Raw genomic sequence first — 18,803 nt, 5'->3', positions numbered from 1 at the left:
ACGGTTTCCGTGGTTTCTCTTTTTTTTGCGTTCATTGACCGTCTGCCAGCAAAAAGATACAATATGGACACTGAGCAACGATGCCCCGACTGACAGCGGACAATTGTCCGCGAATGAACGTATTGACTATAGCGGACAATTGTCCGGGTGTCAATACGGCTATTTTGCTATAGAAAGATGTGACGTTCATGTCTTCGATTTATAAGCGCAAGGAGTCCCAGGAACTTAGCGAGTCGATCCTTGAAACGGCCCGCGCCCTGTTCGCCGAGCACGGCGTCGACGCCGTGAGCATGCATCAGATCGCCAAGACGGCCGGCGTCGGCCAAGGCACGCTTTACCGCCGCTATTCGCAGAAGGGCGAGCTGTGCATGGAGCTGATGGAAGGTTATTTCGACCGCCTCCAGAAGGATGTCCTCCACTCTCTGACCGCAAACGCTTCCTTGGCGGTGAAGGAGAGAGCGACGCTCGTCATCCGCGAGCTTGTGCTGAATCTGATGAACAATATCCAATTGATGGAGACGATTTATGCCGCCATTTTCGCCGGGCGCAAATGCGAGAAGGAGATCTCGACCTTCTTCGAGTCTCCCCCTTACCAATTCCTGTTCGGGACGCTGCAGGGGCTTCTCCAGGAGGCTGTGGATACAGGGGCTGCCGCACCGGGAGTCTGCCCGCCCGTCAACGCCCATCTGCTCATCTCGACGCTCGCTCCGCAGTCGCTGAACCATCTCCGGGACCAGACCGGTTTTTCTCCGGAGGAGCTGGCGGCGGTCATCAACCGGACGATCGTCCTTCCGTTGTTCGTTTAGGTGGATGAGACGGTGATTCGGCTACAGGGTTGATTCGGCTGCAGGGATGATTTGTCTGCAGGGTTGATTTGAATTCAAGGTTGATTCGACTGCAGGGTTGATTCGACTCAGGGTTGATTCGACTCAGGGTTGATTCGACTCAGGGTTGATTCGGCATCAAGCTAGGGCTTTTCCCTTTTTCGCACTTCATTTTCATCCCCATATCGCCAGCCGGTCATGAGGAACATGCCGCCATTGGTCCGCAGCTTTGCTGCGGCCAGGGCGGCTTTTTTTCTGCCTCTTGGAGGGGCAGCATCCTACCTGTCAAACCAATCTCAAGGGAGTGATAGCTATGCAATCTTTATTCGAGACGGAATACGAGGCTTGGCTCAGCAAGAACATCCAGGAAGAAGAAAACCACCGCAGGAAGGAGCGTCTTGGAAGCGGGCTCGGACATGGCACCGTTGAATTTCTGCGGACGATATGGTTTCCTTCCGTCGGCCATTTTGAGCATTTGTATCCCGAGTGGGAGGTCAGGGATTTCTCCAACGGCTATCGGTACCTGGATTTGGCCTATAGACCCGGAAACGCCAAAGGCAGCATAGAAATCCAAGGTTACGGACCTCACGCAAGGGATTTGGACGTCAGGCGCTTCAAGGATCTCTGCCGACGCCACTGCCTGCTGGCGTTGGACGGGTGGATCTTCCTGCCGATCGCCTACCCGTCCATTGTGGACGAGCCCAAGCAATGCCAGCAGCTGGTCCTTGCCTTTATCGGCAAATTCGTAAGCACGGATTTGTCGGCCTCCCTTACGGCAGCCGAGGCTGAAGCTCTCCGCTATGCAAGGCGGATTCTGCGCCCATTCAGTCCGCTTGAATTTGCAGCCCATATCAAGGTCAGCGACAGGCACGCCAGGCGGATTCTCGCAAAGCTGGCCTCCTTGCAGCTGCTGAGAGCGGCGAGCGGCACAAAACGCATACGGTCCTATCAAATTTGGCTTTAAGGGAATTTGATCAAGAGATGGCAATTAAATAAAAAGGCAAGCTAGGTGCTCGTACGCTTCAACTACGATGGTTTAGGATGGGGTTTATAAATGCTGGTTAACTAAGCCATGCTCATGATCATCAAGCCTGATGGTCATAATGAAGGTTATTTTACGGTTAACCTTTGGCTCGTACGCTTCATTGATGTTTCAAGGCGGGGTTTGTTTTCCTTGTTAACTATTATGTGCTCGTACGCTTCATGTTGATGTTTCTTGGAGGGGAATGATCTGATTGGCCAACCAACTCAAGTCCTTGCGCTTCAAGGTCGTCGGTTCATGGCGGAGGTTGTTTTTCTGGTTGATTACCATATGCACGCGTACGTTAATGTCAATCGTTCATGGCGGGAATGATCTTGTTGGCTAACTAACTCATGCTTTGCGCTTCAAGGTCGTCGGTTCGTCGCGGTGGTTGTTTTGCTGGTTGACTACCATATGCGTGCGTACGTTCATGTCGATCGTTCATGGCGGCTGTTCCGAGTTGGATACAGGGCTAACTTAGGAGGCCAATAAGATGTTATGCCGTTCTATCGGACATACGATCCGTTATTTAGGCCATTATCACCGTTATAAAAAATTTAACGGACATCAAATCCGTTATTTAGAGTAGAAAGGCTGTTTTCAGCTCATTTCCGGCCAAATAGCGGATCCTATGTCCGATAAGTTAAAAATTAGTGGGTTTTTTCGAAAATAACGGATCGTATGTCCGATAAAAGTCCGGCAGCTGTTCCTGCATCGCGGACACGTCCTCAGACTTCAACTATGGTCTGCTTGCAGGCAGCAGTTTACGACGCCTTCAGTTGCAGCTGCTTCTGCCTGGGCAACTACAACCCAGCAGCAACCGCTCGCGCGCTCCGTGCTTGCCCTCGCCTAACGGGCGGAAGCAAGCGCCGCGTCCACTTCCGCGCGCGAAGGCAGCCCGTCCTGCGCTCCGAAGCGCGTGACCGACAGCGAGGCGGCCTGCACGGCGAATGCCAGCGCATCGCGCAGCTCGCCGTCATTCGGCGCGCTTCCGCCGCCAGCCGCAAGCTCCGCCAGCTTCACGCACAAGGCCGCGTTCAGCGTATCTCCGGCGCCGGTCGTGTCCACGACCTTCACCTTCGGGGCCGCCACGGTCACGAGCGTGCCGTCCTCGCCGAGGAAGGAGCAGCCTGCGCCGCCGCGCGTCAGGATGACACGGCTGCCGACCTCGCGCTGCCATACTCCGAGCGCTTCCGCGATGTCCGCCTCGCTGGCCGGCTCCTTGCCGGAGAGAGCCGCGAATTCCGTCTCGTTCGGCGTGACATAGTCCGCCAGGGCAAGCAGCTCGGCCGGCAGCTCCTGTGCCGGAGCCGGGTTGAGCACCGTCGCGACGCCTGCCGCGCGGGCGATTTCCAGCGAGCGGCGCACCGCTTCCAGCGGAACCTCCAGCTGTACGAGCAGCACATGGGACTGCTCGATCTGCTCCCGGTGCCGCTCCACCCACTCGCCGGTGCATTCCGCATTGGCTCCTGCGACGATGACGATGCAGTTGTCTTCCTTGGTATGGTATATCGAAGCAATTCCGGTCGGCGCCGATTCATGGATACCGATGGCTTCCGAATGCACGCCCATCTTCTGCATCTGCTCCAGCATCTGCCGTCCGAAAGCATCGTCGCCGACCCGGCCGATCATGCCGGTGCGGACCCCTAGCCTCGCCGCTCCCGCCGCCTGATTCGCTCCCTTGCCACCGGGCAGCGTGTGCAGCTCCCGGCCTGCAAGCGTTTCCCCTTCGACCGGCATCCGGTCCATGCTGATGACCAGGTCCATATTCAGGCTGCCCGCGACTGTAATCCGCGGCTCTTTCCCATTTGTGCGCAAGCTCATTTTCCGCTACCTCCACCAACGTTTTCGCTTGACCAACCATACCATATTTTCATCGATGGTTACAGCCGCAGCAAGCCGCTTTCCCTGCCGAACGCTCCCTCCCAGCCTTTTCGCTTAAATCCAAAAAAACCCTGATCTGCAGTTCCCGGTTCCGCTATAATAGAATGCAGTACATATCCTTTTATCCAAAGAGGTGGATTCCTTGGCAGTCAAATTCAGCGAATACCGTTACGAGCGCCCCGAGCGCGAGGCCGTCACCGGCCGTCTGAAGGAGCTGATCGCCGCGATCCGCAGCGCGTCAAGCTTCGAAGCCCAGGACGAGGCGATCGCCGCCTTCAACCAGAGCCGCAGCGATGTCGAGTCGATGTTCCAGCTGGTCTATATCCGCCATTCCGTCGATACGAACGATGAATTCTACAAAGCCGAGCAGGAATATGCGGATGAGCTCAGCCCGGTCCTCCAGGAATATATGACGGATTTCTACCGGGCGCTGACGGAATCCCCGTTCCGCCCGGAGCTGGAAGCCAAGTACGGCAAGCAGCTGCTTGATATCGCCGAGCTGTCGCTCAAGACGTTCAAGCCGGAGATCATCGAGGATCTGCAGCTGGAGAACAAGCTCAAGACCGAGTACGGCCAGCTGATCGCATCCGCCAAAATCCCGTTCGACGGCAAGGAGCTGACGCTTTCCCAGCTCATTCCGTATACCCAGTCCACCGACCGCGAGGTGCGCCGCAGCGCCAGCGAAGCCCGGTTCGGATTTTTTGCGGAAAAAGAGCCCGTCATCGACCGCATCTATGACGATCTGGTCAAAGTCCGCACGTCCATCGCCCGCAAGCTCGGCTACGAGAACTACGTCCAGCTCGGCTACGACCGCCTCGGACGGACCGACTACGACGCGGCGATGGTCGCCGGCTACCGCAGCCAGGTCCGCGAGCATATCGTCCCGGCCGTCATCAAGCTGCGCGAGCGCCAAGCCAAGCGGATCGGCGTGGATACGCTGCATTACTACGACGAGGACTTCAACTATTCCAGCGGCAACGCTACGCCCAAGGGCGATCCGGACTGGATCCTCGACAACGGCCGCCGCATGTACAAGGAGATGGCTCCGGAGCTCGACGAATTCTTCCAGTTCATGTCGGACCGCGAGCTGCTGGATCTATTGAGCAAAAAAGGCAAGGAAGGCGGAGGCTACTGCACGTATATAAGCGCCTACGAGTCTCCATTCATCTTTGCCAACTTCAACGGCACCTCGCATGACATCGACGTGCTGACCCATGAAGCAGGCCATGCGTTCCAGGTCTACATGAGCCGCGGCTTCGACATTCCCGAGTACCTCTGGCCGACGATGGAAGCGGCCGAGATCCACTCCATGAGCATGGAATTCCTCGCGTGGCCTTGGATGGAGCTGTTCTTCAAGGAAGATACGGACAAGTACCGCTTCAACCATCTCGATTCGGCGCTGTCGTTCATTCCGTACGGCGTTTCCGTGGATGAATTCCAGCATTTCGTCTATGAGCATCCGGAGGCGACGCCTGCCGAGCGCAAAGCCAAATGGCTGGAGATCGAGGAAATCTACCGTCCAGGACGGAGCTTCGACGGCAACGGCTACCTGGAGCGCGGTGGGTTCTGGCAGAAGCAGAGCCATATTTTCCATACGCCGTTCTACTACATCGACTACACGCTTGCCCAGCTGTGCGCGTTCCAATTCTGGAAGCGCTCCGGCGAGGACTTCCAGACCGCATGGCAGGATTACCTCGCGCTCTGCCGCCTCGGCGGAAGCAAATCCTTCACCGGCCTCGTAGCCAGCGCGGGACTGATCTCGCCGTTCGAGGACGGCGCCGTCACCAGCGTCATCGGCCAGATCAACGGCTGGCTGGACAGCATCGACGACAGCAAATTCTAGCCTTCCGGCTTCGATTCCGAAGCCTCGGAAGCAATGGCCGCTCCCCCGGATTGTCCGGCGGGAACCGGCCTTTTTTGCATTTTGGCGCTTTTTCGGCTTATAATTAGGGTAATGGACTGAAAAAGGGGGAAAAGATCATGGTGATGCACTCACGCTCGTTCTATCGATTGTTTTCATCGGTTTTTATCGTGCTCATCATGACTTTGTTCACTCCCACTCCCCCGATTGGCATCATTGAAGCAGCCGAGAGCTCTTCCGCCGCGACCGTCGTCCGCAGCCTGGAGACCGGCATCCACACTACCGTAAGATCCAGCGCCAGCGCGCGCAATGACGCCGCAGCCATCCTCAAGACCAAGCCGATGCCGAAGACCGCCAAAATTCCGGGAGCCTTCATGCTCCTGTTCCTGCTGTCTTTCTTCATCCCGCGCAAGTCCAGCTTTTCCCCGCGCATCGAGCGCAGACTCCTGTCCCAGAAGCTTCTTCCCGTCCTGAAAGGATCCATGGCGCCAAGCTGCTTGTAGAGTCATGACCGCTTCCCAACCTTCGTTCTGCTCCACGGTTTCCAGGGGCCTGTTTGCCGCTCCCTTGGCTATTTCAAGGGCTTGTTCAACGCTCCCTTGGCTTTTCCAAGGGCTTGTTCGGCGCTCCCTTGCGCTTTTTCCGTGCCGGTCCTTTCTTGAGCAGCCTTTGATTGGAAAGAGGTTATTTAGGCATTCTATAACCAGCAGACCATGAGACCTTTCATGAACAGGAGGGATTTCCTAATGGATATCCGTGAAACCTATCTGCCCGGAATCGGGCAAAAATTCGTACTGACTACAATCGGCGGCGACAAGCTTGTCATCGTCGTGCATGACGACGGCCGGCGGGAATGCTTCCGCTACACGGACGATTACGATGACAGCCTCCCCGTCTTCACGCTCGAAGACGACGAAGCCCGCATGATCGCCTCCATTCTGGGCGGCATGCAGTACAAGCCGCGCGCGGTGGAAAGCATCGAGATGGCGCTGGACGACCTCATCATCGAGTGGTACCGGGTCGAGCCGGGGTACCAATGCCGCAACAAGTCCATCGGCAGCCTCCAGGTCAGGCAGCGCTCCGGCGCGAGCATTCTTGCCGTCGTCGACCGGTCGGGCGGCAAGCACATCAATCCGGGACCCGAGCTGGTCCTGACCGAGGAGGCGCTGCTCATCGTCGCAGGCGAGCGCGGACAGCAGAAGGCGTTCCGGGACATCCTGAAGAACGGATGTGAGTGAGCATGGAGCATATCGTACTGGAAATCGGCTTGGCGATCGCTCTTGTCGCCATGGCGGGCATCCTTTCCGCCTGGCTTAAATTTTCGGTTATTCCTTTTTATATCCTCATCGGCATGGCCGTCGGGCCGCATGCCTTCCACTGGGGGCATTTCGATCTCCGCTTCATCCACAGCGGCGAGCTGATCGATTTCTTCGGCCGCATCGGCGTCCTGTTCCTGCTGCTGTACCTGGGACTCGAATTCTCGGTCGGAAGGCTGCTCAAATCCGGCAAGTCGATCGCCGTTGGCGGGAGCATCTACATCGGCATCAACTTCACCGTCGGCTTGCTGTTCGGCTTCCTCACCGGCCTTCCGCTTGCCGAGGTGCTGATCATCGCCGGAATCACGACCATTTCCTCGAGCGCCATCGTGGCCAAGGTTCTGGTCGATCTCAAGCGGACGGCCAACCCGGAGACGGAGATGATTCTCGGCATCATCATGTTCGAGGACGTCTTCCTCGCCGTCTATATCTCCATCGTCTCCGGGCTCGTGCTCAGCTCCTCCTCTTCGGTGGGAGGCGTAATCCTCTCGGCGCTCATCGCCCTGTTCTTCATGCTCGGCGTGCTGTTCGTCGGCCGCAAAATCGTGCCGCTGCTGAACAAATGGCTGGACATCCGCTCCAACGAGCTGTTCCTGCTCGTCGTCTTCGCGGCGCTGTTCATCATTGCCGGCTTCGCCGAAACGATCCATGTCGCGGAAGCGATCGGCGCCCTGCTCGTAGGGCTCGTGCTCGCGGAAACGAAGCATGCGCATCGGATCGAGAAGCTGATCCTGCCGTTCCGCGATTTCTTCGGCGCCCTGTTCTTCTTCGGCTTCGGCCTCACCATCGACCCGACCGCTCTTGGCGGAGCCGTCTGGATGGCTCTGATCGCCGTCGTCCTGACGCTCGCGGGCAACTTCGCCGCCGGCATGCTGGCCGGCCGCAGCGCCGGAATGCCGCCGTACGCATCGGCCAAGATCGGACTGACGATCGTGGCGCGCGGAGAGTTCTCGATCATCATGGCCAACCTGGCCATAGCCGGCGGCCTGTCGGGCATCATCCAGCCTTTCGCCGCGCTTTACGTCCTGATCCTGGCTATCCTGGGACCGCTGTTCACCAAGGAAAGCAAGCGCGTGTATGCGGTGCTGGATCCGATCTTCCGCTTCACGTCAAGAGCCGAGCGCCGCAAGCAGCAGCGCGCTCAGCAGCCGTCTTGACCGGTTTTTGAACGGCAGGCCTGCCAGGCCTGCCTTTTTCATTGGAGTAGGCTCATTTGCCGACCCGTCGAAAGGCATGGTATAAAAATAAAAAGACAGCAGATGCCTTTCGGCTTTAGAGTGGGCCGGATGCGTTTAAAAGGGTGTTGAAGGGCTCGAATCCGCACCGTCCTGCCCCTGGGCGACCAGGCCCGGACGAGACAGGACGGGAGCCGATCGTCCGGCACAGCCTGGAAATCTCCCTGCGGAAGGAAGTGCTCCATATGAAGCAACTGAAGCATCTGGACAAGCTGGAGCTCGCCGAGGCAGTGAAGCTCGCCGATCTCGTCTTCCGGGATCCCGGCCAGCGCTCGATGGGACAGTCGTTCCCCGCCATTTTCGACTCGGCTCTGGGCTTGTCCCTCGGCGTTGTCGAGGAAGGGAGCGTCGTTTCCTTCCTCGGCTTCGTGCCGCAGCAGCTCGCCGTCGGGGACGCCGTGCTCGACGCCTGCGCGCTCGGATCGGTATGCACCCACCCCGACTATCGCGGGCAAGGCCATGCCAGCGTGCTGCTCGGCGAAGCGTTCCATCAAGCCGAAGCCATCGGAGCCTCGCTCATGCTAATCTCCGGCACGCGCTCCCTATACCGCCGCAACGGCTGCCACGCCTTCGGCTCGATGCGCCGCTACAGGCTCGAAGCCGGCGTCCAGCCGCAAGCGGATGCGAGGGCGAGACCTCTGCGTTCCTCCGACTGGTTCCGTCTCCACTCGCTGTCGGACGCCAAGCCAGCCGCCTATCGGCGCAGCGTCGCTGAGCTGGCCGGCCAGCTTCAGAGCGCGGCAGTGGCGAGCATGTACGATTTCACGCACAGCACCTATGTCCTGGAGGAGGACGGAGAGCTGGCCGCGTACGCCGTCATCGCTTCCGGCCCTATCCCCGCCGGCTCGGACATGGAGCCGTTCGTCGTGGAATGGGGCGGGGACGATTCCAAGGCTCTGGCCGCGATGAGGGCCGCCATGGAGGAGATGCGGCTATCCTCCCTGCTGCTGTTCGTCGGCACCCATGAAACGCCGATGCAGCAGCTGCTGCAAGGCAGCCTGTATTCCACGAGCCACAACCAAGGGACGGTAAAAATCATCGACCTGCCGCTGCTGTGGCGGCAGCTGCGTCCCTATCTCGACAGCAGGCGGAGCGACGGGCAAGCCGCTCCCGCCGTGATGGAGCCTGTCCGCAGCCCCAGCGGCGAATTCGCGCTCCGGCTCGGAGACGGCGAGATACCGCTCTCCATGCGGGAGTGGACGGCGCTGCTGTTCGACGGGCCCGATGCCGAGCTGGACGACGGACCCGACGCGTTCGTCCGGCAATGTGCCGCCGCTGCGGAAGGAAATGCCGGGCCGGCGCGGTCCGCCAGCCGCTCCGGGACCGATGCCGGGCCGCCCCATGCCGCAACCCGCTCCGGGGAGGTTGCCGAAGCCGAGACGGCGGTCGCTGTCCAGACCCCGGCGGAGCCGGCGAGCGGTCCAAGGCTCCCTTTCACCCAAGAGCAGGTTCAGATGCTGAGGCCTTATTTCCCGATTCCGTTCCCCTACACGGCAGGCTTGAGCTATATCTAAGTCCGGAAAAGACAGCAGCCGCCCTCTCCCGCGCAAGATGCGGGCCGTGGGCGGCTGCTTCGTTATAGGTGTCGATATATATGCGTACGCAATCCGGACCGGAGCTCAGGGGGTCAATGCCAGCTCCAGCCGCTCCAGCGCCCAATCCAGCTCTGCGCGGGTTATCGTCAGCGGCGGGGCCAGCCGGATCGTGTTCTCATGCGTTTCCTTGCAGAGCAAGCCCATCTCCATCAGCCGCTCGCAATACGGCCTGGCTTCCGTGACCAGCTCGATGCCGATGAACAGGCCCCTGCCCCTCACTTCCCGCACCAGCGGACTGCCCTTTCCGCGCAGCCGGCCGGCAGCGTAGGCTCCCAGCTCGTCGGAGCGCTCCGCCAGCCGCTCCCCTTGGGTCACCTCAAGCGCTGCGATTCCGACCGCGGCCGCCAGCGGGTTGCCGCCGAAGGTCGAGCCATGCGAGCCCGGCTCGAACACGCCGAGCAGGGCGGGCTCCGCCGCGACAGCCGAGACGGGGAAGACGCCTCCTCCGAGGGCTTTGCCGAGCAGATAGGCATCCGGCTCCACGCCTTCCCAATCGCAGGCGAAGCGCCGGCCCGTGCGCCCGAAGCCGGTCTGGATCTCATCGGCGATGAAGAGGACGCTGCTGGAGCGGCAGAGCTCGGCGGCGTCCCGGAGATAGCCGTCCGGCGGGATGACGATGCCCGCTTCTCCCTGGATCGGCTCCACGAGGAATGCGGCCGTATGGTCCGTTAGAGCGGCTTCGAGAGCGGGAAGGTCGCCGTAAGGGATGATCCGGAAGCCCGGCGTGAACGGCCCGAAGCCGCGCCTGTATTCCTCGCTGGAGGAGAAGGAGGTGGCCGTGACCGTGCGCCCGTGGAAATTGCCCTCGCAGACGATGATTTCCGCAAGCCCGTCAGGCACGCCCTTGACGTCGCAGGCCCAGCGCCTAGCAGCCTTGACAGCGGTCTCCACAGCCTCTGCTCCCGTATTCATAGGCAGAATCATGCCTTTGCCGGTATAAGAAGCCAGCCTCTCATAGAACTCTCCGAGCTTGTCGTGATGGAATGCCCTCGAAGTCAGCGTCACCCGGTCGGCCTGATCCTTGAGCGCCTGGACGATGGCGGGATGCCGATGCCCCTGGTTGAGAGCCGAATAGGCGCTCAGCATATCCATATATCTGCCGCCCTCCGGATCCTCGACCCAGACGCCTTCCGCCCGGCTGATGACGATGGGCAGAGGATGGTAGTTGCGCGCCCCGTAGGCTTCCGTCCGGCGGATGACCGAATCGGTGACGGAATGGTTGCCGGCTTGGCTCATGATGTGCCGTCGCCTCCTTTCCATCCATTCTATGCTTCGTCCGCGAAGAGGCATACCCGAACCATGTAGAATGCGGTATGATAGGAGCGTGCCAGGAAACACTACAATTGATTGGGACAGGGATCCAAGAAGGGATGAGAACAATGGCATTCAGGCTCGAGCATGATTTTCTAGGGGAGAAACAGGTTCCCGAAAGCGCTTACTACGGAATCCAGACCTTACGGGCGGTCGAGAATTTCCCGATCACCGGCGTGCCGATCCATCATGAGCTGCTGACGGCTCTTGCCCACGTGAAGAAAGCGGCGGCCAGGGCCAATATGGACGTGCACCTGCTGCAGCCTGCCGTAGGCCAAGCTATCGTCAAGGCATCGGAAGATATCATCGACGGCAAATACGCGGACCAGTTCCTCGTCGACTCCATCCAGGGCGGCGCAGGCACTTCGATCAATATGAACATGAACGAGGTTCTCGCCAACCGGGCGCTGGAAATTCTCGGCCATCCGAAGGGCGATTACTTCCACTGCAATCCGAACAATCACGTCAATATGTCGCAATCGACCAACGACGCCATTCCGACCGCGCTCAAGATCGCGGCGTTCGGACTCACCAAGAGCCTGCTGACCGCTTTGAACGCGCTCCATGCGGGCTTCATGGACAAGAAGGTGCAGTTCGACGACGTCATCAAAATGGGCCGGACCCATCTGCAGGACGCGGTTCCGATCCGGATGGGGCAGGAATTCGGCGCGTACGCGGCCGTGCTGGCGCGCGACATCGCCCGCATCAAGCGGTCGGCCGACAATATCCTCACCGTCAACATGGGAGCGACCGCCGTCGGGACCGGCCTCAACGCGAAGCCGGAATACATCGAGTCGGTCATCCGCCATCTGCAGGAGCAGCTCGGCTTGCCGATCCAGGCGGCGGAGGATCTCGTGGACGCGACCCAGAACAGCGACGGCTATACGGAGCTGTCGGCCGCGCTGAAGGTATGCTCGGTCAATCTGTCCAAGATCTGCAACGACATCCGCCTGATGGCATCCGGTCCCCGCGTCGGCCTCGCCGAGCTCATGCTTCCGCCTCGCCAGCCGGGCTCGTCCATCATGCCGGGCAAGGTGAACCCGGTCATGGCCGAGGTCGTGAACCAGGTCGCCTTCCAGGTGATGGGCAACGACCATACGATCTGCATGGCATGCGAAGCCGGACAGTTCGAGCTGAACGTGATGGGTCCGGTCATCGCCTTCAACCTGCTGCAATCGCTCAAAATATTGCGCAACGGCGTCGACGTCTTCCTCAAGTACGCCGTCGAGGGCATGGAAGCGAACCGCGAGCGCTGCGAGACGTACGTCAACAATTCCTTCGGCATCGTGACCGCCCTCAACCCGCATCTGGGCTATGAGGTCGCTGCGCAGCTCGTCAAGGAGGCGCTCCGCACCGGCTTGTCCATCCGCGATCTGATTCTGGAGCGCGGACTGCTGACCCCGGAGGAGATCACCGAGATTCTGAATCCGTACCAGATGACCTCTCCCGGCATTTCCGGCGAGCGGCTGCTGGACGACGCCAGATAGAGCGCACCTATCGAGCGATCGGAAGAATGATTTCCGTCTGCTGCGACAACTTTTCCGCGGCCCCCGTTTTTACGGGGGCTTCCTGACAGAAATCCACGCCAGCCTGCATTTCGGGCTGGCCTATTTTTATTTCGCCGGACCGTTCTAAAAATAAATTCCGGAGCCTGCTTGTCCCCCCTGTTTGCCCTCCCGCCGAAGCCGTGTATCTACGAGTATTCAGCTGAAGCGCCTTAAGCCGATTCCAAAAACGATGAGGAGGAGAACCACCATGACAACGCCAATCGTAGGGATTTTCAACTCCGAGAAGGACACGATCGCCGTGATGGAAGAGCTCAAAGCATCGGGGTACCGCAACGAGGAGATCTCGGTGCTGCGGCGGGGCAAAGAGCAGGTGCAGGCGGCGACAGCGGTCGAAACGGGTACGAACGGTCCGGAAGGAGCGGCCGCAGGCGCGGCTGCCGGCATCGTTCTGGGAGGCACGGCCGGCATCCTCGCTACGGTCGGACTGCTCTTCATCCCCGGAATAGGCCCGCTGCTGGCGGCCGGCCCGATCGCCACCGTGCTGGCGGGAGCGGCTGTAGGCGGAGGAGCCGGCTCGCTCGTGGGCGGACTCGTCGGACTCGGCATTCCGGAGCTCGAAGCGCAGAGCTACAGCACATTCATTGAAAATGACCGCCTGCTCGTCATTGTCGCCGCTCCCGCAGCCGGCCGCTCGCGGGTGGAAAGCATCTTCCAGGTGTACGGCTCGCTCGCTCCGTCCTCCGCCGTCTCCGGCACGGCTGCGGCCGCCTCTACGGCCGGCTTCCGCTCCATTCCGATGCGCGACGAGGCGCTGCAAGGAACGGCCGACGACCTGAGGGTGTACATCAGTTCCAAGTCCTCCGACTCCACGCTGGACGGTCCGGTCCCTGTCCAGGAAGTCATCCTGCCTCCCCTTCCATCGGGAGAATAACGATGCGCGGCAAAAGCGCGGCCCTGGCCTCGATTTCCTTCTCCTGTCTGGTGTTCTACGCCGTGAGGACGATGAAAAAGCTCATGGTCTCCTTGGACGAGACGACCGTCACGCTGGCCGAAGTCCGGGAATCCGCCCTCGGCGTCACGCAGGAAGCCACCTCGCTGATCCATACGCTGAACCGGACCGTCAAGGACGTCAATGGCCGGATTACGACTGTCGATCCGCTGCTGGAGAGCGCCCACGACGCAGGAGAAGTTCTGCACCAGATCTCGAATTCTGTAAAGGAGGCTTTCAGTAGCGTCAAGCATGCCGCCAGCCGCAGCAGACCGCTCTCCACCGACCGGGTAAGGATCAAGGTCGGCGCGCAGGAAGGGGAGTTCTGACGGCCGGACGGCCAGGCAGAATGAGCCCGCTGCGACCGCCAACCGGTTAAAGAAGGAAAGGCGCTGTCCAGCCGACGATGCAGCGGTCGGAGGACAGCGCCTTTTTGGGAATTGCCGCCTCTGTGGAAGCGGCCGTCGATGGCAGCGGTGCTGCTCAGCAGACTTCCTTCTCTGCTCAAAAAAGATGACTCCTGCTGCGCAGGAGTCATCGGCGGGCTGAAAGATGCGGAAGGATCATGATGGGGTCGAAGCTGCGCTGCAGAGCCGCCTGCAGCCCGTCCGCCCGGATCGCCGGTTGCGGGTCAGATCAGCTCTTCGGGCGCTTGGTACGCATAGCCGAGATCGCGGGCGACCGCCTCATAGGTGACATGGCCGCCCATCGTGTTGACGCCTTCGCGGATCGGCTGGGACGCGCGGATGGCGTCCTGAGCTCCGGACCGGGCGATCTGGAGCGCGAACGGCAGCGTCGCGTTCGTCAGCGCGAGCGTCGACGTGTACGGCACCGCACCCGGAATGTTGGCGACCGCATAATGCAGGACGCCGTGCTTTTCGAACACCGGATCGTCATGCGTCGTGATTCGGTCGATCGTCTCCACGCTGCCGCCTTGATCGATGGCCACGTCGACGATGACGGAGCCCTTCTGCATCGAGCGGACCATTTCCTCGGTGACGAGCTTCGGCGCCTTGCCTCCGGGAATCAGCACCGTCGAAATGACGAGATCCGCTTCGCGGACCGCTTCGGCGATGTTATGCGAGGTGGACTGCAGCGTCTGCAGCTGGTTGCCGAAGATGAGCGCGAGCTCGCGCAGGCGGTTCGTATTGGTGTCGAGCACGGTCACGTCCGCGCCGAGGCCGACGGCGATCTGCGCCGCATTCGTGCCTGCGATGCCGCCGCCGATGACGGCGACCTTGCCGCGCTTGACGCCGGTTACGCCGGCGAGCAGGATTCCTTTGCCGCCGCGTGCGCGCTCCAGCATCTGCGCGCCGACCTGCACCGACATGCGTCCGGCCACTTCGCTCATCGGAGCGAGCAGCGGCAGCGCGCCGTTCACGCGGATCGTCTCGTAGGCGATGGCGGTGACGCCGGACTTGCGGAGCGCTTCGGCAAGAAGCGGCTCGGCTGCGAGGTGGAGGTAGGCGAACAGGACGAGGCCTTCCCGGAAGTAGCCGTATTCGGAGGATAGAGGCTCCTTGACCTTCATGACCATGTCGCTTTTGCCCCATACATCGGCCGCTTCCGCCACGATGACCGCGCCTGCGGCTTCGTATTGGAAGTCTTCGAATCCGCTCTCGGCTCCGGCGGAGCGCTCGACCAGCACCGTATGGCCTGCGCGCACGAATTCGGCCGCTCCCATCGGCGTCAGCGCGACGCGGTTCTCGTTGTTTTTGATTTCCTTTGGAATTCCGATTTTCATGGGACAGCCACCTCGTCTATAATGGATATTGCCTTCTACCGTCATGATACGGGAAGGGGCCAAGTCTGGCATCTTACACGTTGTCGATATTTTCTCTCCTTGGGCTCGACTTCTTGCCGATTGCTCACACGGCTCTGGCAGCTCTGCCGCCGTCGGCATGTCGCGATTGCCCGGAAAGGTGTCTTAGCGAGTGAAAACAACCGATCTGCATGTCCGGGACGTGCTCCAGCGTCCCATGTTCGCCCATGCCCGGCTCGCCGCCGGCCAGGTAGGCCTCGGCAAGCGCGTCGGCTGGGTGCATGTCATCGAAATCGTGCAGGTAGCCCCGTTCATCAGCCGGGACGACCTCATCCTGACGACCGGCCTATGGCTGAAGCAAGCCCAGCAGGACCGTCTCGACTATTTGCGGCAGCTGATCCGTCAGGAGGCCGCCGGGCTTATTCTCGAGCTCGGGACGAGCATCGAGGAGGTTCCCGCGGAGGTGCTCGAGCTGGCGGAGCAGCATGACTTTCCCGTCATCGTTTTCGACCATCCGGTGCGTTTCTCGGAGATTACCCAAGACATCCACTCTCTCATCATCAACCGTCAGCGCTCCCATCGGGACCTTGCGGAGGGCTTCTCCCGCCGCCTGCAGCAGCTGACGCTCCAGCACAGCGATATTATGCCCGTCCTTCGCCTGCTTCATGGGGATACGGGACGGCAAATCGTCTTTTATTCCCTTATTGAAGCGGACCGTCATTACCCGCAGCTGCCTCCTGTCTCCGGCGGAGCTTCCGGCCTTGCCGATTTCCCGTTCCGCCGGCTCGAACGCGAAGGCGTTCTCGGCGACGGCAAAAGCGAGCTCCTGCTGCCGCTGGACAGCGGAGGCAGCCTGCTGCTGCGGCCGGTGTCCTGTTACGGCCAGCTGCTCGCGGCGGTCGGAACGCCTCTGCCGGACAATGAGCCGGACGGGGAGGCTGCCGCGCAGCTCTCTCCCTACCTCGATGCGGCCGCCTCCGCTATCGCCGCCCTCATGCTCCGCACCCAATTCCGGAGGGAGCATGACAACCGGCTGCAGGACCAGCTGATCCCGGAGCTGCAGGAAGGGCGGATCGCAAGCGAGGATCAGGCCCGCACCATGATCGGGCTGGCCGGGCGCATTCCGCAGGACCGCATCTGCCTCAGCATGCCGGGGCAGCTGGAGCTTGAGGAAAGGTCCCCTGAGGATGGCGGAGACCGCCTCGAAGCCGCGCTGAGGGATTTGGCCGTGCTGCTGCGTACGCTGATCCGAAAGTACAGCCTCAAGGGAAGCGTGCAGGCGCGCAGCGGCGGCCTGCAGTTCCTGCTGGCGCTTGAGGCTTCGCCCGCCGCGGCCTCCGACCGGCTGCTGTCTTCCTCGCAGTCGCTGCTGGAGGACATCCGCCGCTTCGGCGAAGAGCAGCTCGACGGCCTTGCGCTGCGAGCCGCCGCCGGCAAGCCGCGGACCCGGCTGCTGGATGCGCCGCTAGGCTTTCGCGAAGCAGCCCAGGCGCTCGAGGTGGCGCGGAGCGTCACCGAGCTCGGACCGGTCGTCTTCTATTCCAGCCTGGGCGCTTACCAGCTGCTCAAAGCCATTCCCGATCCGCAGCTGCTGGAGCGGTTCGTCCAGGACCATCTCGGCGCGATCCTGCGCCTGGAGAAGGAGAGCCGCCTGCAGCTGCTGGAAACGCTCGACATGTATCTCAAATGCTTCGGCTCGAAGCATGAAACCGCCAAACGGCTGTACATCCACCGGCAGACGCTGTACAACCGGATGGATAAGCTGACCGAGCTGATCGGCGAGCCGTTCCTGGAGCCGCATAAGCGCGTCGGTCTGGAAATCGCGCTGATGGCCTACAAGCTTCAGACCGGCACCGCGCTCGGCAGGCGGCTGGGGCCGTAAGGCTGGAAGCTTCCGAGCGGAATAAGCCGGCTTTTCCGGCTTATTTACGCCTTCGGGCCGTTCGCTCGCAGAACCGAATTTTCTCCCTATCATTCCTATTCCTGCCTCTGGCAGCGCCTGGCCGCAAGCGCGGCATGCGCTGTTTTTTTGCATTCAACGAAGCCGGATGCATGTCCGAGATTTTTGTGTTCCGATTGTTATCATACGGAGGGTTGACTTCGATACAACTCGAAGGACTAGGATGAAGGCAAGCCGGATGAGCAAGACCGGCAACTTGATGTGAGGAGAGATGGATATGACGGAAACAGCGAAGATCGCCCTCATCACGGGAGGCAGCCGGGGACTCGGCAGGAACGCGGCCGAAGCGCTCGCCCGGGCCGGAGTGGACGTCATCCTGACGTATAACAGCCGGGAAGAGCTTGCGGTGCAGGCTGCCGCCGGACTGGAGAGTTTGGGACGCAAAGCGGCCGCGCTGAGGCTCGATGCCGGCGACGTGTCCTCGTTCCCGGCTTTCGCGGAGCAGCTGAAGGACATTCTCGCTTCCAAGTGGGGGCGGACGCACATCGACTTCCTGGTCAACAACGCCGGCTTCGGCTTGAAGGCATCCATTGCCGACACGACGGAGGAACAGTTCGACAGCCTCGTCAACGTCCACTTCAAGGGAGTCTTCTTCCTGACCCAGGCGCTGCTCCCCCTTCTCGCGGACAACGGGGGCATCATCAACGTCTCCTCGGGACTGGCCCGCTTCACCTTCGAAGGCAGCGCCGCCTATGCGGCGATGAAAGGCGCCGTCGAAGTGCTGACCCGCTACATGGCCAAGGAATTCGGCAAAAGGGGCATCCGGGTCAACACGCTCGCTCCCGGCGCGATCATGACGGACTTCGGAGGCGGCTCCCTGCGGGAGGACAAGGCGGCGCAGAGCCTCATCGGCTCCGTGACAGCGCTAGGCCGCCCGGGCGAAGCCGACGATATCGGCGGAGTCGTCGCGGCACTATGCTCCCCGGCGTTGGGCTGGGTGAACGGGCAGCGGATTGAAGCCTCCGGCGGCATGATGCTCTGATCCGTTTTTGCAGCCATATCGCCTTCAAACCAAAAAAACCGCGACGGCGGTTTTTTGGTTTTCTTTGCCTTTCCCTTTCCTTTTCCTTTCCCTTTCCTTTTCCTATCCCCACACCCGCTGCATGGACGCGGCAGCTCTATTAGCTTCTCAATGGCCGGCCGGAGACCCGCCCTTGTTGGAATCGTAGAAGGCGATTTTGAGCTTGATGATGTTCAGGTTCTTTTTCAGCTCCGCGATCTGCCTCTGCACTTCCTTGCCGTGGGCGATCATCATTTCTTTTCTCGGCTCCATCGTACCCGGGCCTTCCATGAACATGTCCATGTACGATTTGATCGCCTTGATCGGCATGCCGGTGTTCTTCAAGCAGCAGATCAGCTTCACCATTTCGAGATTCTGTTCCGTGAATATCCGGTTCCCGGACTTGTTCCGTGCCACGAACGGGAGCAGCCCCTCTTTGTCGTAGAAACGGAGCGTGTGCGCGGACAGGTCGCAGATTTCGGCCACTTCATGGATCGTATACATGGTTTCCCTCCCGATCATCCAAGCATTCGACTTC

At 60.7% G+C, this 18,803-nt stretch carries 16 protein-coding genes; 12 read left to right on the top strand and 4 right to left on the bottom strand.

The genetic code is table 11. The features are described from left to right. The first annotated feature begins 188 nt into the window (after nt 1–188). Both CIC07_RS04915 and CIC07_RS04910 read left to right on the top strand, forming a co-directional pair. Nucleotides 189–806 (top strand): TetR/AcrR family transcriptional regulator, encoded by a 618-nt coding sequence (locus CIC07_RS04915; protein ID WP_076358801.1) that lies wholly within the window; start codon nt 189–191, stop codon nt 804–806. Between the two features lie 331 nt (nt 807–1,137). After that, nucleotides 1,138–1,788, top strand: a complete 651-nt coding sequence (locus CIC07_RS04910; RefSeq protein ID WP_076358800.1) for a transcriptional regulator — start codon at nt 1,138–1,140, stop codon at nt 1,786–1,788. A 906-nt stretch (nt 1,789–2,694) separates the two neighbouring features. On the opposite strand, the gene rbsK is transcribed toward CIC07_RS04910, so the two are convergent. After that, on the bottom strand, nt 2,695–3,669 hold the full coding sequence (gene rbsK / locus CIC07_RS04905) for a ribokinase (RefSeq protein ID WP_076358799.1): 975 nt from the start codon (nt 3,667–3,669) through the stop codon (nt 2,695–2,697). A 202-nt stretch (nt 3,670–3,871) separates the two neighbouring features. On the opposite strand from rbsK, the gene CIC07_RS04900 reads away from it, so the two are divergent. The 5 genes from CIC07_RS04900 (at nt 3,872) to CIC07_RS04880 (ending at nt 9,655) form a co-directional block, all read left to right on the top strand. Then, the gene (locus CIC07_RS04900; RefSeq protein WP_076358798.1) at nt 3,872–5,572 is read left to right on the top strand and encodes a M3 family oligoendopeptidase; all 1,701 of its coding nucleotides are present in this window, start codon (nt 3,872–3,874) and stop codon (nt 5,570–5,572) included. Between the two features lie 137 nt (nt 5,573–5,709). After that, complete coding sequence (locus CIC07_RS04895; protein ID WP_076358797.1) at nt 5,710–6,093, top strand: hypothetical protein; 384 nt, start codon at nt 5,710–5,712, stop codon at nt 6,091–6,093. Between the two features lie 243 nt (nt 6,094–6,336). Further along, complete coding sequence (locus CIC07_RS04890; RefSeq protein ID WP_048748754.1) at nt 6,337–6,828, top strand: cation:proton antiporter regulatory subunit; 492 nt, start codon at nt 6,337–6,339, stop codon at nt 6,826–6,828. A 2-nt stretch (nt 6,829–6,830) separates the two neighbouring features. Then, on the top strand, nt 6,831–8,063 hold the full coding sequence (locus CIC07_RS04885; RefSeq protein WP_076358796.1) for a cation:proton antiporter: 1,233 nt from the start codon (nt 6,831–6,833) through the stop codon (nt 8,061–8,063). Nucleotides 8,064–8,326: 263 nt separating this feature from the next. Continuing rightward, nucleotides 8,327–9,655, top strand: coding sequence for a GNAT family N-acetyltransferase (locus CIC07_RS04880; protein ID WP_076358795.1), 1,329 nt, complete (start codon nt 8,327–8,329; stop codon nt 9,653–9,655). A gap of 105 nt (nt 9,656–9,760) precedes the next feature. On the opposite strand, the gene CIC07_RS04875 is transcribed toward CIC07_RS04880, so the two are convergent. Then, nucleotides 9,761–10,972 carry an ornithine--oxo-acid transaminase gene (locus CIC07_RS04875; RefSeq protein ID WP_076358794.1) on the bottom strand — a complete coding sequence of 404 codons (1,212 nt, stop codon included), beginning with the start codon at nt 10,970–10,972 and terminating at the stop codon, nt 9,761–9,763. A 134-nt stretch (nt 10,973–11,106) separates the two neighbouring features. Here CIC07_RS04875 and aspA point away from each other — a divergent pair, with 134 nt between their 5' ends. From aspA to CIC07_RS04860, 3 genes are all read left to right on the top strand, one after another. Next, entirely contained in the window at nt 11,107–12,534 is a 1,428-nt protein-coding gene (aspA, locus tag CIC07_RS04870; protein ID WP_076358793.1) for an aspartate ammonia-lyase, read from the top strand. Nucleotides 12,535–12,802: 268 nt separating this feature from the next. Then, nucleotides 12,803–13,486, top strand: a complete 684-nt coding sequence (locus tag CIC07_RS04865; protein WP_076358792.1) for a general stress protein — start codon at nt 12,803–12,805, stop codon at nt 13,484–13,486. Nucleotides 13,487–13,488: 2 nt separating this feature from the next. Beyond that, the gene (locus CIC07_RS04860) at nt 13,489–13,872 is read left to right on the top strand and encodes a DUF948 domain-containing protein (RefSeq protein ID WP_076358791.1); all 384 of its coding nucleotides are present in this window, start codon (nt 13,489–13,491) and stop codon (nt 13,870–13,872) included. 302 nt (nt 13,873–14,174) lie between these two features. On the opposite strand, the gene ald is transcribed toward CIC07_RS04860, so the two are convergent. Then, a complete protein-coding gene (gene ald / locus CIC07_RS04855) occupies nt 14,175–15,287 on the bottom strand; it encodes an alanine dehydrogenase (RefSeq protein ID WP_076358790.1) in 1,113 nt (370 codons plus the stop codon). A gap of 190 nt (nt 15,288–15,477) precedes the next feature. On the opposite strand from ald, the gene CIC07_RS04850 reads away from it, so the two are divergent. Both CIC07_RS04850 and CIC07_RS04845 read left to right on the top strand, forming a co-directional pair. Further along, a complete protein-coding gene (locus tag CIC07_RS04850) occupies nt 15,478–17,187 on the top strand; it encodes a PucR family transcriptional regulator (RefSeq protein WP_083688550.1) in 1,710 nt (569 codons plus the stop codon). A 295-nt stretch (nt 17,188–17,482) separates the two neighbouring features. After that, nucleotides 17,483–18,247, top strand: coding sequence for an SDR family NAD(P)-dependent oxidoreductase (locus tag CIC07_RS04845; RefSeq protein WP_076358789.1), 765 nt, complete (start codon nt 17,483–17,485; stop codon nt 18,245–18,247). A gap of 147 nt (nt 18,248–18,394) precedes the next feature. Here the strand turns inward: CIC07_RS04845 and CIC07_RS04840 are convergent, their stop codons facing one another. Continuing rightward, nucleotides 18,395–18,769, bottom strand: coding sequence for a MerR family transcriptional regulator (locus CIC07_RS04840; protein WP_076358788.1), 375 nt, complete (start codon nt 18,767–18,769; stop codon nt 18,395–18,397). Nucleotides 18,770–18,803 lie beyond the last annotated feature (34 nt).

Source organism: Paenibacillus sp. RUD330 (assembly GCF_002243345.2).
Taxonomy (GTDB): Bacteria; Bacillota; Bacilli; order Paenibacillales; family Paenibacillaceae; genus Paenibacillus_O.
Note: the sequence above shows the minus strand (reverse complement) of the source record. Positions and strands in the feature narration are given on the sequence as shown.

Coding starts and splice junctions, on each gene's coding strand:
- CIC07_RS04915 (WP_076358801.1), top strand. CDS start 189: ATGTCTTCGATTTATAAGCGCAAGGAGTCCCAGGAACTTAGCGAGTCG.
- CIC07_RS04910 (WP_076358800.1), top strand. CDS start 1,138: ATGCAATCTTTATTCGAGACGGAATACGAGGCTTGGCTCAGCAAGAAC.
- rbsK (WP_076358799.1), bottom strand. CDS start 3,669: ATGAGCTTGCGCACAAATGGGAAAGAGCCGCGGATTACAGTCGCGGGC.
- CIC07_RS04895 (WP_076358797.1), top strand. CDS start 5,710: ATGGTGATGCACTCACGCTCGTTCTATCGATTGTTTTCATCGGTTTTT.
- CIC07_RS04890 (WP_048748754.1), top strand. CDS start 6,337: ATGGATATCCGTGAAACCTATCTGCCCGGAATCGGGCAAAAATTCGTA.
- CIC07_RS04885 (WP_076358796.1), top strand. CDS start 6,831: ATGGAGCATATCGTACTGGAAATCGGCTTGGCGATCGCTCTTGTCGCC.
- CIC07_RS04880 (WP_076358795.1), top strand. CDS start 8,327: ATGAAGCAACTGAAGCATCTGGACAAGCTGGAGCTCGCCGAGGCAGTG.
- CIC07_RS04875 (WP_076358794.1), bottom strand. CDS start 10,972: ATGAGCCAAGCCGGCAACCATTCCGTCACCGATTCGGTCATCCGCCGG.
- aspA (WP_076358793.1), top strand. CDS start 11,107: ATGAGAACAATGGCATTCAGGCTCGAGCATGATTTTCTAGGGGAGAAA.
- CIC07_RS04865 (WP_076358792.1), top strand. CDS start 12,803: ATGACAACGCCAATCGTAGGGATTTTCAACTCCGAGAAGGACACGATC.
- CIC07_RS04860 (WP_076358791.1), top strand. CDS start 13,489: ATGCGCGGCAAAAGCGCGGCCCTGGCCTCGATTTCCTTCTCCTGTCTG.
- ald (WP_076358790.1), bottom strand. CDS start 15,287: ATGAAAATCGGAATTCCAAAGGAAATCAAAAACAACGAGAACCGCGTC.
- CIC07_RS04845 (WP_076358789.1), top strand. CDS start 17,483: ATGACGGAAACAGCGAAGATCGCCCTCATCACGGGAGGCAGCCGGGGA.
- CIC07_RS04840 (WP_076358788.1), bottom strand. CDS start 18,769: ATGTATACGATCCATGAAGTGGCCGAAATCTGCGACCTGTCCGCGCAC.